The organism is Neobacillus fumarioli NBRC 102428 (genome assembly GCF_001591485.1).
GTDB lineage: Bacteria > Bacillota > Bacilli > Bacillales > Cytobacillaceae > Neobacillus > Neobacillus fumarioli.
Genome location: NZ_BCUZ01000026.1, coordinates 12,637 through 30,346 on the forward strand (window position 1 = coordinate 12,637; position 17,710 = coordinate 30,346).

General features: G+C 39.4%; 17 protein-coding genes. 2 read left to right on the forward strand and 15 right to left on the reverse strand.

The genetic code is table 11. The features are described from left to right. Positions 1-34: 34 nt before the first annotated feature. Positions 35-1,516: a 4-hydroxyphenylacetate 3-monooxygenase, oxygenase component gene (gene hpaB, locus BFU02S_RS06565; RefSeq protein ID WP_066368210.1), complete on the reverse strand. Its 1,482-nt coding sequence runs from the start codon at positions 1,514-1,516 to the stop codon at positions 35-37. Positions 1,517-1,722: 206 nt separating this feature from the next. On the opposite strand from hpaB, the gene BFU02S_RS06570 reads away from it, so the two are divergent. Both BFU02S_RS06570 and BFU02S_RS06575 read left to right on the forward strand, forming a co-directional pair. Beyond that, complete coding sequence (locus BFU02S_RS06570; protein WP_066368211.1) at positions 1,723-2,616, forward strand: LysR family transcriptional regulator; 894 nt, start codon at positions 1,723-1,725, stop codon at positions 2,614-2,616. Positions 2,617-2,692: 76 nt separating this feature from the next. Beyond that, a complete protein-coding gene (locus tag BFU02S_RS06575) occupies positions 2,693-3,265 on the forward strand; it encodes a GNAT family N-acetyltransferase (RefSeq protein ID WP_439950993.1) in 573 nt (190 codons plus the stop codon). Between the two features lie 12 nt (positions 3,266-3,277). On the opposite strand, the gene BFU02S_RS06580 is transcribed toward BFU02S_RS06575, so the two are convergent. The 14 genes from BFU02S_RS06580 to BFU02S_RS06645 all read right to left on the reverse strand — a co-directional run bounded on the left by BFU02S_RS06580 (position 3,278) and on the right by BFU02S_RS06645 (position 17,686). Beyond that, positions 3,278-3,487, reverse strand: a complete 210-nt coding sequence (locus BFU02S_RS06580; RefSeq protein WP_439950992.1) for a hypothetical protein — start codon at positions 3,485-3,487, stop codon at positions 3,278-3,280. A gap of 89 nt (positions 3,488-3,576) precedes the next feature. Beyond that, the gene (locus BFU02S_RS06585; RefSeq protein WP_066368217.1) at positions 3,577-4,122 is read right to left on the reverse strand and encodes an outer spore coat protein CotE; all 546 of its coding nucleotides are present in this window, start codon (positions 4,120-4,122) and stop codon (positions 3,577-3,579) included. 212 nt (positions 4,123-4,334) lie between these two features. Further along, on the reverse strand, positions 4,335-4,793 hold the full coding sequence (locus BFU02S_RS06590; RefSeq protein WP_066368219.1) for a YlbF/YmcA family competence regulator: 459 nt from the start codon (positions 4,791-4,793) through the stop codon (positions 4,335-4,337). A 1-nt stretch (position 4,794) separates the two neighbouring features. After that, positions 4,795-6,339: a tRNA (N6-isopentenyl adenosine(37)-C2)-methylthiotransferase MiaB gene (miaB, locus tag BFU02S_RS06595; protein ID WP_066368221.1), complete on the reverse strand. Its 1,545-nt coding sequence runs from the start codon at positions 6,337-6,339 to the stop codon at positions 4,795-4,797. 189 nt (positions 6,340-6,528) lie between these two features. Further along, complete coding sequence (locus tag BFU02S_RS06600; protein WP_066368224.1) at positions 6,529-7,395, reverse strand: 2-oxoacid:ferredoxin oxidoreductase subunit beta; 867 nt, start codon at positions 7,393-7,395, stop codon at positions 6,529-6,531. Beyond that, entirely contained in the window at positions 7,396-9,132 is a 1,737-nt protein-coding gene (locus BFU02S_RS06605) for a 2-oxoacid:acceptor oxidoreductase subunit alpha (RefSeq protein ID WP_066368226.1), read from the reverse strand. Between the two features lie 435 nt (positions 9,133-9,567). Next, entirely contained in the window at positions 9,568-9,828 is a 261-nt protein-coding gene (spoVS, locus tag BFU02S_RS06610; protein WP_038541258.1) for a stage V sporulation protein SpoVS, read from the reverse strand. Between the two features lie 156 nt (positions 9,829-9,984). Continuing rightward, a complete protein-coding gene (locus tag BFU02S_RS06615; RefSeq protein WP_066368228.1) occupies positions 9,985-10,782 on the reverse strand; it encodes a TIGR00282 family metallophosphoesterase in 798 nt (265 codons plus the stop codon). A gap of 85 nt (positions 10,783-10,867) precedes the next feature. Continuing rightward, positions 10,868-12,427: a ribonuclease Y gene (gene rny, locus BFU02S_RS06620; protein ID WP_066368230.1), complete on the reverse strand. Its 1,560-nt coding sequence runs from the start codon at positions 12,425-12,427 to the stop codon at positions 10,868-10,870. Between the two features lie 309 nt (positions 12,428-12,736). Next, entirely contained in the window at positions 12,737-13,777 is a 1,041-nt protein-coding gene (gene recA / locus BFU02S_RS06625) for a recombinase RecA (RefSeq protein ID WP_066368234.1), read from the reverse strand. 265 nt (positions 13,778-14,042) lie between these two features. Beyond that, a complete protein-coding gene (locus BFU02S_RS06630) occupies positions 14,043-15,290 on the reverse strand; it encodes a competence/damage-inducible protein A (RefSeq protein WP_066368236.1) in 1,248 nt (415 codons plus the stop codon). A gap of 23 nt (positions 15,291-15,313) precedes the next feature. Beyond that, positions 15,314-15,892, reverse strand: coding sequence for a CDP-diacylglycerol--glycerol-3-phosphate 3-phosphatidyltransferase (pgsA, locus tag BFU02S_RS06635; protein WP_066368238.1), 579 nt, complete (start codon positions 15,890-15,892; stop codon positions 15,314-15,316). Between the two features lie 89 nt (positions 15,893-15,981). Continuing rightward, positions 15,982-16,875: a helix-turn-helix domain-containing protein gene (locus tag BFU02S_RS06640; RefSeq protein WP_066368241.1), complete on the reverse strand. Its 894-nt coding sequence runs from the start codon at positions 16,873-16,875 to the stop codon at positions 15,982-15,984. 22 nt (positions 16,876-16,897) lie between these two features. After that, positions 16,898-17,686, reverse strand: coding sequence for a DUF3388 domain-containing protein (locus BFU02S_RS06645; RefSeq protein ID WP_066368243.1), 789 nt, complete (start codon positions 17,684-17,686; stop codon positions 16,898-16,900). Positions 17,687-17,710: the final 24 nt, after the last annotated feature.

Sequence of the window (17,710 nt, forward strand, 5' to 3'; positions counted from 1 at the left end):
TAATTCTAGATAAGCAGAACGTTCTTCCTAATATCTAGAGTTTCACTTCATTTTCTTGTACTTTTTCAGAACGGCTCAAAAACTCTGTTACATAGTCAACGTGTGTTTTCTTATCATAACCGTTATATAAATTGCTGGCCATTCTTACCGGATCACCAAAGAAAAAGCGCTCATAAAGTGTTTGTCTTGAACCAAATGCACTTAAGCAAACATCCCATGCCAAGCGGTATAATTTGACACGATTATAGGCATCCGAATTGGCAGCCTGTAAATATTTATCTAAATCGCTACGAATTTCAGAATTGAAATCGTTTTCATTTGGAATAGCCATCAAACCGCTTGCGCCAAGTAATTGCATAATTTCGCTGAATCTCGGATAAATCTTCGGAAAGTAATGACGGGCAATATTTAATGGCGTGAAGTCAGGCGTCATAACCCCCCATTTATCAATTTTGGCATTGGCTTCTGCAGCCGTTATATAAGCTTTCATCGTCTCCAACGCGATGATTACTTCAGACATTTTTTCTTGCACATGCTGGTATTGGCCAATGTTGATGGTTTCCACCATTAATTGCAGGATGCCTAAAATAAATTCGGTTTTGACAATGTTCTTTGATACTACTTGATGTGTCATATGAACAACGGCATTGCTTTCATTGTATGCCTGATTACATATTCCAACATCTCCAAGGGCAAAGATTCGATTCCAAGGAACCACTACATCATCAAAAACAACAATCGTGTCCATTTCTTCAAAGCGCGATCCAAGCGGATGGTCGAAATTGGACTTTCCATAATCAAATGACTCACGGCAAATAAATTTCAAACCAGGTGTGTTATTAGGAATCGAAAATGCATAGGCATATGGATTTTCCTCTTCGGCTTGCTTTAATAATGTCGAGGGGAACACCATGATTTCATCTGTAATCCCCCCTTGTGTTGCCAAAAGACGGGCACCGCGAATGACTACCCCTTCCGATGTTTTTTTAACTATTCTTGCCGCAATGTAGGGGTCAGGTAATTGAGCCGCATTTACCGCTCTATTTACTTGAGGCTGGATTAGTGTATGTGTTAAGGAAATATCGTTCTCACGGCAATATTCATAGTATTCCTGCATATTTTTTGCATAAAACGAGTCTTGCTTGCCGAACATCTCTGAAGCGTTCCCGTAGGCCATGATTCCAACATTGATATAATCTGGTGAACGTCCCATCATGCCGCCATTAAATTTTGCCCATTCTTGCATCATTAGTCGGCGTTTTTCTAAATCTTCTTTTGTTCTTGGGGTGATATAAGAAGTACCCACTCTTTCCCCTGAAGTAGGAGATACATAAGTCATAATATCTTGTTTCTTCGGGTCATGCTGCATATCATACATTTCAGCCTGCGATTGCATTACCCCTTTAAATGCAGGGTGCTCTGATATCTTCCCTTTTACTTGTTTTCCATCAATCCATACATTTACTTGTGCCTGATCCACTCTTTCAATATATTGTTTTCCTGTTTTGACTGGCATTTTGGCTTTCTCCTTTCTCATTGCCATTTTTATAAAAAGGCTTTAGTGAACGTATTTTGTAGAATCTGTGCCATATAATCATTCTGCTGTAATTATCTGAATTTATTTACAATATTACTCTAACATGTGATATGATATATGAAAAATACTTATAAAATTGGTTTTCCATACGAAAAAAATATAGTTAAAAGGAGAGGAACTATTATTTGGATATTAAACAGTTACGTTATTTTTCAACGATCGCCGAAGAGGGACAAATAACTCGTGCAGCCAAAAAACTTCATATGGCACAGCCCCCCTTAAGCCAACAGCTTAAATTGCTGGAAGAAGAGTTTGGTGTCCCCTTATTAGACCGTAATGGCAGAAATATGGAATTAACGGAAGCTGGAAAGGTTTTATATACAAGAGCCAAAGAAATATTACGCCGCTTTGAAGAAACCGTTACTGAAGTGAAAGAGGTTGGAGAAGGGGTAAAAGGCCTTTTGTCACTCGGCTGCGTAAAATCCTGTTTTTCCTACATACCAGAGAGACTTCGCTATTTTCGTGAACACTTCCCCCTGGTCACTTTTCGTTTACATGAGGGTGATTCTTATCGGCTGGCAAATGCCATTCGAAATTGGGAAGTCGAACTCGCTATTGTCAGACTCCCATTAGAACTGAATGACTTTTCAACATTGCCTCTACCAAATGACCGCTTTGTTCTTGTTGTGCCTGAAAGTTGGCCAAATAAGAAAGCGATTACAATAAGAGAAATTGCTGAAATGCCTTTGATGTTATTACATCGCATCAAGGGTGAAGGTTTGTATGAACTCGTTGTAAATCAGTTTATAAAGTTCGGCATCGAGCCAAATATTGTTTGCCAATGCCCCGATGCGGCAATGATTTTATCCCTTGTAAGAGCCGGAGTTGGAGCAACTCTGCTACCAAAATCAACTTTGCTTTCCTTCCCGACCGCTGGTTTAAAAATTATGGAATTAGAGGATTTAATGATCGAATCTGAATCAGCCATTATTTGGCTAAAAGGCAAATATTTATCAAAAGGTGCCGTGCGCTTTCTTGAAACTTTTGAAGCTCCTGCAGAGCTCTTTCCTAAAAATTAATAAAGTAAATTTAGATTATCTCTTTCATTCTAATTATGGTCCATGTACACTGGTTCTAGAATAAAAAACATTCATGATGGAAAGAGAGTGCAAACCGTTGAATTTTCCAATATTATCTACCAAAAGACTTAAATTAATCGAACTTACACATAAACATGTTGACAGCGTATTTGAAATTTTGTCTTTAGAAGAGGTAATGAAGTATTACGGGACAGACCCATTTACATTGCCGGCCGAGGCATCAAGATTAATTGATCTGTTTCATAAAAATTTTATCGAACAACGCGGGATTCGCTGGGGGATTAAGTTGAAGGAAAACCAACGAATAATTGGAACACTAGGTTTGAACAGTATGCAGCTTAAAAATAAACGAGCAGAGATTGGCTATGAATTGCATCCCGCCTATTGGAGGAAAGGATTTGCACTTGAAGCGATCACAGAAGTATTGAACTTTAGCTTTCAAAAACTCATTTTATACCGTATTGGAGCACTTGTTTATCCTGAAAACGAAGCGTCTCTTCAACTTCTTCAAAAGATTGGCTTTACCCTTGATGGACTGCTTCGAGGCTATATTTGGCAAAATAGCAAGCCAAATGATACGTATGTCTTATCATTACTGAAACCTGAATGGGAAAGAAGCCAGAAATAAAACTCTGGCTTTCTATTCTTCAAAATAATTTTTAAACTCCTCGGGATTTTGAACATCCCCTTTTTTGGAATATGGATTATTCTCTTTTGCATCTTTAGGATCCAGATTTGTTTTGATGACCAATATTGGTTGTGAAGGGCTCTCTGCAATCACACGGTCTGATAACTCGTTAAAATCAGGCAGGTTTTTGTTTCCAGGTTTTCTTGGTTCCAAGTTCAACACCTCCTAAATTATAGGTTGCTAATTTTTCCAGGTAAACATTCACCTTAAAAAAAAAAGAAAAACTAGGAAGTAAAACCTCCTAGTTATGGTTATTCCTCTTCCCCTCCGACTAAGAAATCGGGATTAAGCTCCTCGAATTCTTCATCGTCGACATCATTGCCCCAATCATCATCCTCATCTTTGCAGCCCTCTGGGTTGATGCGGACACAAACCTTAGTTTCACCAATCACTTCAACAAGGAACTCCCTTTCTACGTGAACGATGATGCGGTTTCCATTCGGGGAAATAACCGCTTCAGTACAATTCGGCTGCTGCAATACACGGGCGACAATTTCATTATCATCAAGGCAATCATGGTCCCGGTACTTCAGCTTAATGACGTCTGTATATTGTACACGTTCAGTGACCACTTCTGTTTTGGTATTATCATTGAAGGAATACCAAACGTTAATATCATAAGAGCCGTGGATTTCTACGGTTTTGCCAACTTTTTTCGCGTTGTATTTATGGTTGATAATCCAGCAGCCTAGAATACTGGTTGGATTATGTGCCGGGCTAATCGTATGATTGGACTGGGTAAATTTCCGTCCTTTCGCTACTACCGCCTTGGTTATAATCTCTCTATATTCTCCCATTTCGCGCGAACCCTCCTCACTTTTGTTTCATTTCATCCTATGCGAATGTGTAGACTAGTGTGAAATATAATTTTTAGAAAACTGGTTAAATGCTTAGATATGATTCATCTTATGCGGAATTCATGTTTAGGTGTATGCCGTTCGTGAAAGGGCTTAAGTGGAGTTTAAATAACAGTAAGAAAGCCGGGCTTAGGAGTAGCCCGGCTCATTTATTAATGATCATGGTCATAGTCGCCTTCAAGAGACATGCAAGCTGTACTTCCATTTTTTAGACTTGCTCCTGTCTCTCCTGTCAACAGGTCACCGCCTGTTGACAGTATAATTTCATCAGTTACGGTATTGGAAATGGTTGCAGCAATCAGCTGAAGTAAGTCATTTACATCTACCTGGGACTGCTTAAATTCCTGAACAACTGGGATTTCATCCAGTTCGGCTTCGAGGGAAGCAAGTTTTTCTTCTACTTTTTTCAAAGCTTCAGTTTTTCCATAATGCTGAAGATTTACTGCTTGCTTTTGAAGACCTTTAATTTCAGAAATTAGCGTGCTTACTTTTTTATTTGCATGAATTTGAGCCTCAGCACGTTTGAAAAAATCGACTTCCTCCGTTTCAGCAATCATACGAGCCAATTCTTTGGCGTGTGCGACAATCTCATCCCTCGTATATTTCGCCACCTTATTTCACCTCTGCTGGTTCTAATTCTTCCACCATTTCTCCATTTAAAGACCATGTTTTGGCTTCAGTAATTTTTACTTTAACAATTTTGCCAATTGCAGATTTTGGACCTGTAAAGTTAACAAGTTTATTCTTCGTTGTATAACCGGCAAGAACATCAGGATTGTTCTTGCTTTCTCCATCAACAAGAACTTCGACAATTTGTCCTTCATATTGTTTCAATGCTTTGGCTGACAATTCATTTACTAAATCATTCAGCCGCTGTAGGCGGGCCTTCTTAACTTCCATAGGAACATTATCTTCCATTTTGGCGGCAGGAGTTCCTTCACGTGGTGAATAGATAAACGTATAAGCTGATTCAAAGCCAACTTCACGATAGAGTGATAATGTTTCTTCAAATTGCTCTTCTGTTTCATTCGGATATCCGACGATAATATCTGTAGTTAAGGCAACATCAGGGATGGCTGCTTTAATTTTTCTGACAAGCTCCAAGTATTGTTCCCTTGTATACTTGCGAGCCATAATTTTTAAAATTTCTGTTGAACCTGATTGTACCGGCAAATGAATATGATCCATCAAATTACCGCCTTTTGCAAGCACTTCAATAAGATGGTCATCAAAATCACGCGGATGGCTAGTTGTAAAGCGAATTCTAGGGATGTCGATTTTGCGCAATTCATCCATTAAGTCACCAAGTCCATATTTCATATCTTCGAAATCTTTACCATATGCATTCACATTTTGACCAAGGAGAGTTATTTCCTTATATCCTTGAGCTGCCAACTGGCGGACTTCCTGAATGATTTCTTCTGGCCGGCGGCTACGTTCTTTACCGCGAGTATAAGGTACAATACAGTAGGTACAGAATTTATCACAGCCGTACATAATATTTACCCATGCTTTAATATTGCCGCGGCGCACTTTTGGTAAGTTTTCGATTACATCGCCCTCTTTTGACCAAACTTCAACAACCATTTCCTTAGACATGTATGCTTCGTGCAAAATATACGGCAGGCGGTGGATGTTATGGGTTCCAAAAATCATGTCAACATGCTGATACATTTTTAAGATTTTGTTGACTACGGATTCTTCTTGGGACATACATCCGCAGACACCAAGTAATAGATCGGGTTTCTCCATCTTTAATGCTTTTAAATGGCCAAGTTCACCGAATACCTTATTTTCAGCGTTCTCGCGGATCGCACACGTATTGAGAAGGATGACATTGGCATCTTCCGTCCGATCAGTCGGCTCATAGCCTAAGGCCATGAAAATACCGGACATTACTTCTGTGTCATGTTCATTCATTTGACAGCCATAAGTGCGAATATAAAACTTGCGTCCCTCGCCCATCCCGCGAAATTTTTCGGGAATCGAAAAATCATGATGATATTTTACTTCTTCTTTTCCACGTTTTTTTGCTTCTTTTAATGAAGGTGCTGTGATCACTCTTTCAAAGTATTTGCTGTAATCCTTGGCGGATTTTTTGTCCGAAGGATTAACAGCATTTGATTGCTGGCTTTCTAATCGTTGCTTTTCATTCATTTGTTAAAGCCCCTTTCTTAAAAAATTGACATCTATTAAAATTGATATTGCTATTTTTTACCTATTGTATATCCAGATAAACATGTCCAGAGATTAATCTGCACATTATTATAGTATAATGTGAAAAGCATATGAAAACAATAGAAAATCCCGTGGAAGTCAATTCCACGGGGGCTCACTGCAAGTTTATTACATAAACTCAGCCACTAATTTGTCAAAATGTGCTTGATCCAAGTTAAGATCTGCTTTTGCAAGAGGCTCTTCAGAATATCCAGGAATCAAGTCTTGGTAAGAAGGACGCTCTGTGTCTTGATAAATTAGTCCAGTTACCAACCCATTATATTTCATTAATGTTTGCATGGCCATTTCACGGCTTGATGGATCATAACCCTCGATGTCGCTTAATTTGGTTAAGTTTTCTTTAAACCAGTCATAAGTATTTACCTTATTATAAGTAACGCAAGGACTGAATACGTTAATTAAAGAGAAACCTTTATGTTTAATACCTGCTTCAATTAAAGCAACAAGGTCTTTTAAATCAGTTGAAAAACTTTGTGCTACAAAGGTTGCTCCAACTGTTAATGCCATTTCCATTGGGGAAATAGCTGGTTCAATAGATCCTGCTGGAGTGGACTTTGTTTTAAAGCCCATCGCTGATCTAGGAGAGGTTTGACCTTTTGTTAATCCATAGATTTGGTTATCCATAACGATATAAGTAATATCCAGGTTGCGGCGAATGGCATGAACTGTATGACCCATACCGATTGCAAAGCCGTCCCCGTCACCACCTGAAGCAATGACTGTTAAATCACGGTTGGCCATTTTAACCCCTTGAGCAATCGGAAGTGCACGACCATGAATTCCGTGAAATCCGTAAGAATTAATGTAACCGGAGATACGGCCTGAACATCCAATTCCTGAAATGACTGCTAAATTTTCCGGTACTAAACCAACATTTGCAGCAGCACGCTGAATAGCCGCTTGTACAGAGAAGTCACCACAGCCAGGGCACCAGTTCGGTTTTACATCATTACGAAAGTCTTTAAAAGTGGCCATTTAGAACAACTCCTTACATTTTGAATAAACTTCATGAGGCAGGAATGGATTTCCATCATATTTATTAAACTTAGTGATTTTATCAGCAAATCCTACATTCATCTTGATAATGTTTGCCAGTTGGCCTGTTGCATTGTTCTCAACAACAAGCACTTTCTTAGCAGATTGCATCAACGGTGAAAGCTCGTCTGCTGGGAATGGATGAACTAATCGAACATGTGCATGGTTTACTTTCAAACCGTCTTTTTCTAAACGTTCCATCGCTTCTTCAATGGCACCTCGAGTAGAGTTAAAACCAACGATTAACAGGTCAGCTTCCTCATGTGGTGCGTTTTTATATACAGGTGTATTGAAACGAATATTTTCAATTTTACGCATCCGCTTATCCATCTGAGCAACGCGGACTGCAGCAGACTCAGAAGGCTTGCCAGTCTCAGCATGTTCTACACCAGTCACATGGTGAATACCATTCTTCACGCCAGGAATTGTCCGTGGTGAAATACCATCTTCTGTTACTTCATATCGTTTGAAATAGCCTTTATCTTCAATTTCTGGAAGCCCTTCTGTTATAAGTTTGCCACGGCGAATTTCAACTTTTGAAAAATCCAGCGGTTCGACGGTTTGTTTTCCAAGTGATAATTGAAGGTCAGATAAAACAATGACAGGGCATTGATATTCTTCCGCAAGGTTAAAGGCTTCTGCCGTATCATAGAAAGCTTCCTCAACAGTACTTGGAGCAATGACAATCTTCGGAATTTCTCCATGCGTACTATAAATCATGGCCATAAGGTCAGAATGCTCCTGCTTTGTCGGTAATCCTGTTGATGGACCTCCGCGTTGAGTATCAACTATAACAAGCGGAGTTTCTGTAATACCGGCTAAGCCAATTGCTTCGGTTTTCAAGGAAAGCCCTGGGCCTGATGAGGCTGTAAGAGCACGGACGCCACCGTAAGCTGCCCCGATTGCCATTGTACATGCAGCGATCTCATCTTCTGTTTGAATAACCGAACCACCAAGTTCAGGTAATTTCTTTATTAAATATTCCATAATATCTGAAGCTGGTGTAATTGGATAAGCAGCCATGAAACGACAACCGCCGGCAAGAGCTCCAAGTGCAATCGCGTCATTTCCAATCATAAACATACGGTGTTTGCCGTCTGCTTTTTCAAGTACCATTGTTGGTACATTTCCATCCATTTTCTCTTTCATATAATCAAATCCGGCTTGGATGGCTTCCATATTTTTCGCTACCACTTGATCGCCTTTTTTGCCGAAAATTTCACGAACTACATCTTCAAAAACATGAATATCTAAATCTAAAACTGCTGAAGTAGCGCCGATTGCCACCATGTTTTTCATTAAAGATGTTCCTAAATTTGTAGCAATCTCTGTAAATGGAACTGCATATAACGATGCTTCGGTGTCTTCAGGCTTTTTAGGATCAAATTTGGAATCAGCAAGGATTACACCTTTACTTTGTAACTCTTGGTAGTTTACATCAATCGTTTCTTGGTCAAACGCTACAAGGATATCAAGATCGTCAGAGATGGAACGAACTTCTGTTGTACTTACCCGAATCTTGTTGTTTGTATGACCGCCTTTAATTCGTGATGAAAAGTGGCGATAGCCATACAAGTAATATCCTAGACGATTCAGTGCAATCGCAAAGATTTCTCCAGTACTTTCAATACCTTCCCCTTGTTGTCCGCCAACTTTCCATGAAAGTTGATTGATCATGAATTACACCCCTTTGGATATGTAAAAAAGTAAAGTAAAATAAATTTTTTCATAGTGTAGCACTTTTCCGATTAAATCACTAGAAATTAGTCTATTTTATTCCTTTAAAGACGTAAAAACTAGAAACATGGATACGTACTAAACGCTTACAATTCTAGACCTATAGGCAAAAAAAAGCAACCCTTTCAGGTAAATTATTGTCTAAAATATGAATATTTTATTTTTATTTGATTCCTGCAATTTTTTCAGTTAAAAACATTTATGATGACTGGTATTGTCATGATATTTCTCTATAAAATTTTTTATTTTATGTCAAAATTTATATTTTGAGATAATACTTTCATATTCGTTTAAGAGGGCAATCAATAAAAAAACCTGCCGGAGTTTTTACCAGCAGGCAACATGTCACCATTTCTTCCCATATCTTTTAAATCGTTATCGCGGTTCTACAATTAGCTTAATAGCTGTGCGTTCTTCACCGTCAATTAAAATATCGGTAAACGCAGGGACACAAATCAAGTCAACTCCGCTAGGTGCTACAAATCCTCGGGCAATGGCTACTGCCTTTACAGCTTGATTCAATGCACCCGCACCAATTGCCTGTATTTCTGCTGCACCTCTTTCACGCAGAACTCCGGCAAGTGCACCAGCTACAGAATTAGGATTAGATTTTGCTGAAACTTTTAATATCTCCATTCCTGGCTCCTCCTTGTAAAATCCCGATTCCGCATGAGCAGTATCATGAACAAATCAGGTGTATAACATTCCACTGCTACTATATTCATTTGCCATAGAACATATTCCGGCTTGGACAAAAAAGACAATATAAAAAGAGCAAAATTCAATTTGCTCTTACGAATAAAATGGATGATCTTCATTCACTAAGATCGGTTCTATTTGTTTTGCTAGGCCTGTTTTACGGTCAAGTTCAATCGTAACGGCGCTTAACTGGTTTCTTCCTTTCGTAGGTACTTCAAACCGGACCGGCAGACTCGTGAGGAATCGTTTCAATACCGCTTCTTTTTCAACCCCGAGAATACCGTCATACGGTCCGGTCATACCTACATCTGTCATGTAAGCTGTTCCACCAGGTAATATACGATGGTCCCCTGTTTGAACATGCGTATGTGTCCCGATAACAGCTGAAACCCTGCCATCAAGATACCAACCAAGTGCTTGCTTCTCACTAGTTACTTCTGCATGAAAATCAACAAAAATAAATGGAGTTCTTGATCTGGCCATTGATACCAATTCATCAGCCTTTTGAAATGGACAATCAATTGGGTTCATGAAAGTACGCCCTTGTAAATTGATGACGGCAAATTCTATATCATTTATTTTTAAAAAGATAAGACCTTTTCCTGGAGTATTTTTTGGAAAATTAGCAGGGCGCACTAAATATTTTGCCTGATCAATAAACTCGAATATTTCACGGTTGTCCCATGCATGATTCCCTAATGTGACTGCCTGTGCACCGATTTCTAAAAATTGCCGGTATATTTTTTCAGTTATTCCTTTTCCTCCAGCAGCATTTTCTCCGTTTATGATTGTTAAAGTTGGACGGTATTTTTCTTTTAATTTCGGCAGATATTCTTTTACCATATCCCTGCCAGGCGAACCGACAACGTCACCAATAAATAATAGTTTCATGTTAAGGCCCTTTCACTTATAAAATTCATTTGTTTACAGCTTTGTTTCATCTTCCCCATAAATAAAGCGGTGCCTATGCACCGCTTTATTTCGCGTATTCTACAGCCCTCGTTTCTCGAATGACTGTTACTTTAATATGACCAGGGTAATCCAGTTCTTCTTCGATACGCTTGCGGATATCACGCGCCAGTCTATGTGCGGCTAGATCATCAATCGTATCTGGTCTGACGATAATCCTTACCTCACGGCCAGCTTGAATCGCATAAGATTTTTCGACACCTTCATACGATTCTGAGATTTCCTCCAGCTTTTCCAAGCGACGGATATAGTTTTCCAGCGTTTCACTTCGTGCGCCCGGCCTTGCAGCTGATAAAGCGTCAGCAGCAGCGACCAGTACTGCAATAATTGATGTTGGTTCCGTATCACCGTGATGGGAAGCAATACTGTTAATGACAACTGGGTGTTCCTTGTATTTTGTCGCTAGTTCTACCCCAATTTCTACATGGCTTCCTTCTACTTCATGATCAATTGCTTTACCGATATCATGTAATAAACCTGCACGTCTGGCCAGTGTCTCATCTTGGCCGAGCTCAGCAGCGAGCAATCCGGATAACTGAGCAACTTCCATTGAATGTTTCAGGACGTTTTGACCATAGCTGGTTCGGTACTTCAAACGGCCAAGAATTTTAATCAGATCCGGATGAAGACCATGAACCCCTACTTCAAACGTAGTTTGTTCCCCGACTTCGCGAATATGTTCATCCACTTCACGACGGGATTTTTCAACCATTTCCTCGATCCTTGCCGGATGTATGCGACCATCCTGAACCAGCTTTTCAAGTGCTAGGCGAGCTGTCTCACGGCGGATCGGATCGAATCCCGAAAGAATAACCGCTTCTGGTGTGTCGTCAATAATCAAATCAATTCCTGTTAATGTTTCAAGTGTACGGATGTTCCGGCCTTCACGCCCGATAATTCGGCCCTTCATTTCATCATTTGGAAGGTTAACGACAGATACTGTCGTTTCGGCAACATGATCGGCTGCACAGCGCTGGATTGCGAGTGATAGAATTTCTTTCGCTTTCTTGTCAGCTTCCTCTTTCGCACGAGTTTCACTTTCTTTAATCATCATGGCAGTTTCAAAGGCTAATTCCTTTTCAGTCTTTTCAAGAATTATCGCCTTTGCTTCCTCGCGTGTTAAGCTCGATATGCGTTCGAGTTCAGATTGTTGTGTTTGAACCAACTCGTCCACTTTGCTTTCCATCTCTTCAATATGCTGTTGTCTTTGGTTTAGAGAATCATCCTTCTTTTCTAATAGAATTTCACGTTTATTTAACGCTTCATCCTTCCGGTCTAAATTCTCTTCTCTTTGCAGTAAACGATTTTCTTGTTTTTGCAGTTCAATTCTTCGTTCACGTACCTCACGTTCAGCTTCTGTGCGAAGCTTGTGAATTTCATCCTTTGCCTCGAGCAAAGCTTCCTTTTTCAAAGATTCCGCATCACGTTTTGCATCTTCTATAATTTGCTCTGCAGCATTCTTTGCACCTGCTATTTTTGCTTCAGCAATGGATTTACGAATAAAATAGCCAACAACGGCACCGACGATAAGGCCAAGCAAAATGGAGATGATTGTAATTGGTCCCATTATTACACCTCCTCTTGCTATGAACTTCTGTTACATTTTTAAGTGTCGGCATGTACATCATTTAGATTCAACATACAGCAAGCACAAGGCTTTTTAATTGTAAGATTACCAAAAATGTAAAATATACATGTTAATTGTAAGCGTGCAAATATTCATTGTCAAGATTTAGGCCTGATACAGTCTTGAATTATTTCCAATATCAATCAGTTAATTTCGAAATAACTTGCACCATTTTAACATTACAAATCTATGAATGATTATTTGTATTTACTGAAAAGAGCAAAGCCATCCTGGCTTTGCTCCACTAATTTAATCCAACAATTCAAATTGGTCATCTTCTTCTGTTTCGGTAATTGTTTTTTCACCATCCAAGCCATAATGCTCGCGGATTTTTTGTTGAATTTCAAATCGAAGATCAGGATTTTCCTTTAGGAATAACTTGGCATTCTCTCGTCCTTGGCCGAGCCGTTCATCATTGTATGAATACCATGATCCGCTCTTTTGAATAATATCTAATTCAGATCCCATATCGATAATTTCGCCTTCCTTAGATATTCCTTCTCCATACATAATATCTACATCAGCTGTACGGAAAGGAGGCGCCACTTTATTCTTAACTACTTTAATTTTCGTCTTATTTCCGATCATGTCATTTCCTTGCTTTAATTGTTCCGCACGGCGCACTTCCAGACGAATTGTTGAATAAAACTTAAGCGCACGCCCGCCAGGCGTTGTCTCAGGATTGCCGAACATTACTCCTACTTTTTCCCTGATTTGATTTATGAAAATAGCAATTGTTTTTGATTTGTTAATGGCACCTGATAGCTTCCTAAGTGCCTGTGACATCAACCTTGCTTGCAGACCTACATGGGAATCTCCCATTTCTCCTTCTATTTCAGCTTTAGGAACTAATGCAGCTACAGAGTCGATGACAATGATATCAACGGCACCGCTGCGCACTAATGCCTCAGCGATCTCAAGGGCCTGCTCCCCGGTATCTGGTTGGGATAACAATAATTCATCAATATCGACGCCTAATTTTTGTGCGTAAGTTGGATCAAGCGCGTGCTCGGCGTCGATAAAAGCGGCTTGTCCGCCATTTGCTTGTACTTCTGCGATTGCATGTAAAGCTACAGTTGTTTTACCAGAGCTTTCTGGACCGTATATTTCAATAATCCGTCCCCTTGGATATCCCCCGACTCCAAGAGCGACGTCAAGGGCTAGGGAACCGCTTGGAATTGTGGAGATTTTTGTTTCGGCCTGTTCTCCCATTTTCATGATGGACCCTTTACCGAATTGTTTTTCTATTTGTTTTAGCGCCATTTCTAACGCGGCCTTGCGGTCACTCACAAATAGTTCCTCCTTTTTATGATAAAATTAATACTCTGGAATTTATTAAAACGAAACCTAATAATAATATAACCTCTTTTAAGTGGTTTGTCGAGCAAAAAACCGAACATTTATTCTGATGGTTTTCAGACTATTTTTGCGTGGAAAACAGCAGAATCCCTCCTATTTTTATTCTTTTCTTATACCTCATCATCTTAAAAAAGGACTTTTCTTTTGTTATCAGAATATTCCGATAAAAATTTCTAAAAAAATCACAGAACCTTTTTCAGTCCTGTGACTCTTTTAAATGTTTCATTAAATAATAACAACCATATTTTACAGCACGAGTGCGGATCGCTTCTCTTGAGCCGTTAATGGACAGTTTTTCAGCCATTGTTGGCCTTCCGGCAATCGCAATTCCAATATAAACTGTACCCGCTGGTTTTCCTTCTAATTCATCTGGACCTGCTACCCCCGTAAAGCTGATGCCAATATCAGTCCCAAAAATATTAGATATATTTTCCGCCAGCTCTATGGCACATTGTTCACTGACCGCCCCGTAAGTGTCTAGCGTTTCATGCTTCACCTTTACTACTTGGTGCTTCACTTCATTGGAATAACAAACAACTCCACCATTGAATATGGAGCTCGCACCCGGTATCGCAGTGACCTCCTGCTGAAACAAGCCGCCGGTCAGGCTTTCCGCAGCAGTAATTGTCAAATTTCTCTTCTTTAAGAGTTTCATTAATACTTCCGGAAGTGAGTCATGATCATATCCGTACAGAAACTCTCCAACACGGTGATTAATTTTGTTCTCTATTTCATCCAGCATGGAGAGTGCCATCTTTTCATCTGTGTGCTTGGCAGTCAGCCTTAAGGTGACTTCTCCATCTCCTGCTAGCGGTGCAATCGTAGGATTGCTTTGGGCATCAATTAAATCCATGATTTCAGTCTCAAGCGCTGCTTCGCCAATTCCAAAAAACCGCAGGACTCTTGATACAATTTTCTCTTTAACCCCTGTTTTTAAAGCGAGAGCTTGACTTCCATAGTGCAAAAACATCGGTTCCATTTCTTTAGGCGGGCCAGGGAGCAGCATATAGATATGACCTCCCTGTTCAAGCACCATACCAGGGGCCATGCCGAAGTCATTAGGAAGGACGTCTGAATCCTCAAGTACCAATGCCTGTTTACGATTATTTTCAGTCATTACCCTATTTACTCGGTTGAAATATTGTTCAATGGATGCTAATGCAGTGTCATCAAATACTAATTTCTTCCCAAGATGACGAGCGATCGTTTCCTTAGTCAAATCATCCTTTGTCGGCCCAAGTCCACCAGTAAAAATGATGATTTTTGAACGATTTTCTGCAATCTCAATTGCCGTTTTAAGTCTATCGGGATTATCGCCGACAACTGTATGATAAAAGACATTAATCCCAAGTCCAGCTAAGTTTTCAGACAAGAAACGTGCGTTTGTATTCACAATTTGACCTAATAACAGTTCAGAGCCAACCGCAATTATTTCTGCATTCATATGAATCCCCCCTTATATTTAAGCTACTTCGAATCTTTAAATATATGGCTGTTCTTGGCAAAATAATCCCATCCGGACCAAATAGTAAAAATTAAAGAAACCCATAAGGACAAAAGATCAAATCGAAACGAAAAACTGGCAAATATTATATTATGTAATAATAAAGAGGAAATCGCGATAATTTGCGTCCAGGTTTTAATTTTCCCAAGCATATTGGCTGCAACAACCTCTCCCTCTCCTGCCAGCAAAAGGCGGAGTCCTGTCACCGCAAATTCTCTGCTAATAATAACAATAACAATCCAAGAAGGAGCATAGTTTAACTCTACGAGAACAATCAGTGCTGCCGAAACCAGAAGCTTGTCCGCAAGCGGGTCAAGAAATTTCCCCATATTTGTCACGAGATTATACTTACGGGCTAAATGTCCGTCGATCCAATCAGTGGTAGCAGCTAAGATGAAAATTAAGGCTCCAATAAAATGGGTAACAGGAAGACTTACACCAAGCAACTGCATATTTCCCCAATGAAAAGGGACCAGCATGATGAGCAGAAATATAGGAATGAGCAGAATCCTTGATACAGTGATTTTATTTGGTAAATTCATGAATTTTTCCTCCTAATAAAAGCAAAAAAACCGTTAAACAAACCTAAACCATTTCCCCATGCGAAAAATAGTCATCAGCGAGATGACTATTAGCTTTTCGGAACATATTGAATCGTAATGTCCTGAACGGACTGGGTCACTGGTATTGCATACTGAAGTTTTTGATCATTCACAAAAATATCCGTATCTGCAGCATTACCGATCCTAATAACAGCCATACGGTCTGAAGTTAAATCAGCTGTTTGACTATCCGCACTGCCAGCAGTTAAAGTCCCTTGGTAAATGGATTTGCCAGTACTGTCTTTAATACTGATCCAGGAACTGCCTTTTGAAACGACTTTCACTACAAATTTATCGGCATTTTTCACAGAATAAGTTGTATTTCTACCGGCTGCCTGAACAACTGAGATCTCCTGCTTGGCTGTTTCTGCAGGCGGTGGAGCTGTTTCTTGCTTCTTTGGACTTTCTGCGGTTTTTTGGCTGTTAGTTTGTGAGTCCGTTCCATTATTATTCGCTTTTACTTTTTCGTTTGTCATAACTTTAACCTGTGCATGATCTTTATTTAACGATTGATTAGAGATATCACTGCTATGACGGGATAAAAAATAGTATAATAAACCGGCTATACCGATTACAAAAACAGCAATCAGCACTTTGGGCATTACATCTAAAACCCTTGTGCTGTTTTCAGAAATCGTTTTATGTGTTTTTACTCTTGATATTTGCTGCGGTATTTCCTCATTATGGGAAGCCGGTATTTCATTCTTATACGTTTCAAATATTTCTTCCGGATTAAGACCTAAGCTTTCAGCATATTGCTTTATAAAGGCACGTACATAAAAATTTCCTGGCATACTTGAATAGTTGCCTTCTTCTATACCAACTAAATAGCGCTTTTGAATTTTGGTCATGGACTGCAGATCATCCAGGCTTAAATTTTTAGCTAAACGGGCTTCTTTTAATCGATTCCCTAATTCAGTCACCTATTAACACCTTCCAATATTGTTAAAAATCAAAATCCCCGAAGTCAGAGCCGGAAAGAAAACTATGTTGCTCTACAACCTCGTAAGTAATTTCTTCATCAGCATGATTCCGAAGTTCAATTATATAATCAAAATCATCCAATGTATACTCTGAGTTTTGAACAAAAACATCTGGATGTTCAATTACTTTTACCGATGGCATCCGCATAATTTCCCTGACAAGCTGCCAGTGGCGCTCATTTGCTCTTTTTGTTGAAACAATGCCATCAAGAATAAATAAATTATCAGCGTTATACTCATCTTGAATTAATTGATTACGAATTGTCTGCTTTAAAAGAGTTGAAGAAACAAATAACCAACGCTTATTGGCACAAACACTTGCAGCAACAAGTGATTCTGTTTTGCCTACACGGGGCATCCCTCGTATTCCGATAAGCTTGTGTCCCTCCTGCTTAAACAATTCTGCCATAAAATCAACCAATAATCCAAGCTCATCTCTTACAAATCGAAACGTTTTTTTATCATCCGCGTCCCTTTGGATATAGCGACCGTGTCTAACAGCAAGCCGGTCACGCAATCTTGGTTCTCTCAATTTGGTTATTTTTATTGTGTCCATTGTATGTAAAATTGACTCAAGCCGTTTAATTTGATTATCATCTTTCGCCAAAATCAACAGCCCGCGCCTTCCTTCATCTACACCATTAATGGTAACAATATTGATAGAAAGCATTCCTAAGAGGGATGAAATGTCCCCTAATAAACCGGGGCGGTTCTTTGTAATTTCATACTCTAAATACCATTCTTTTTTCATATATAAACCCCCTAAGAAGTTTCC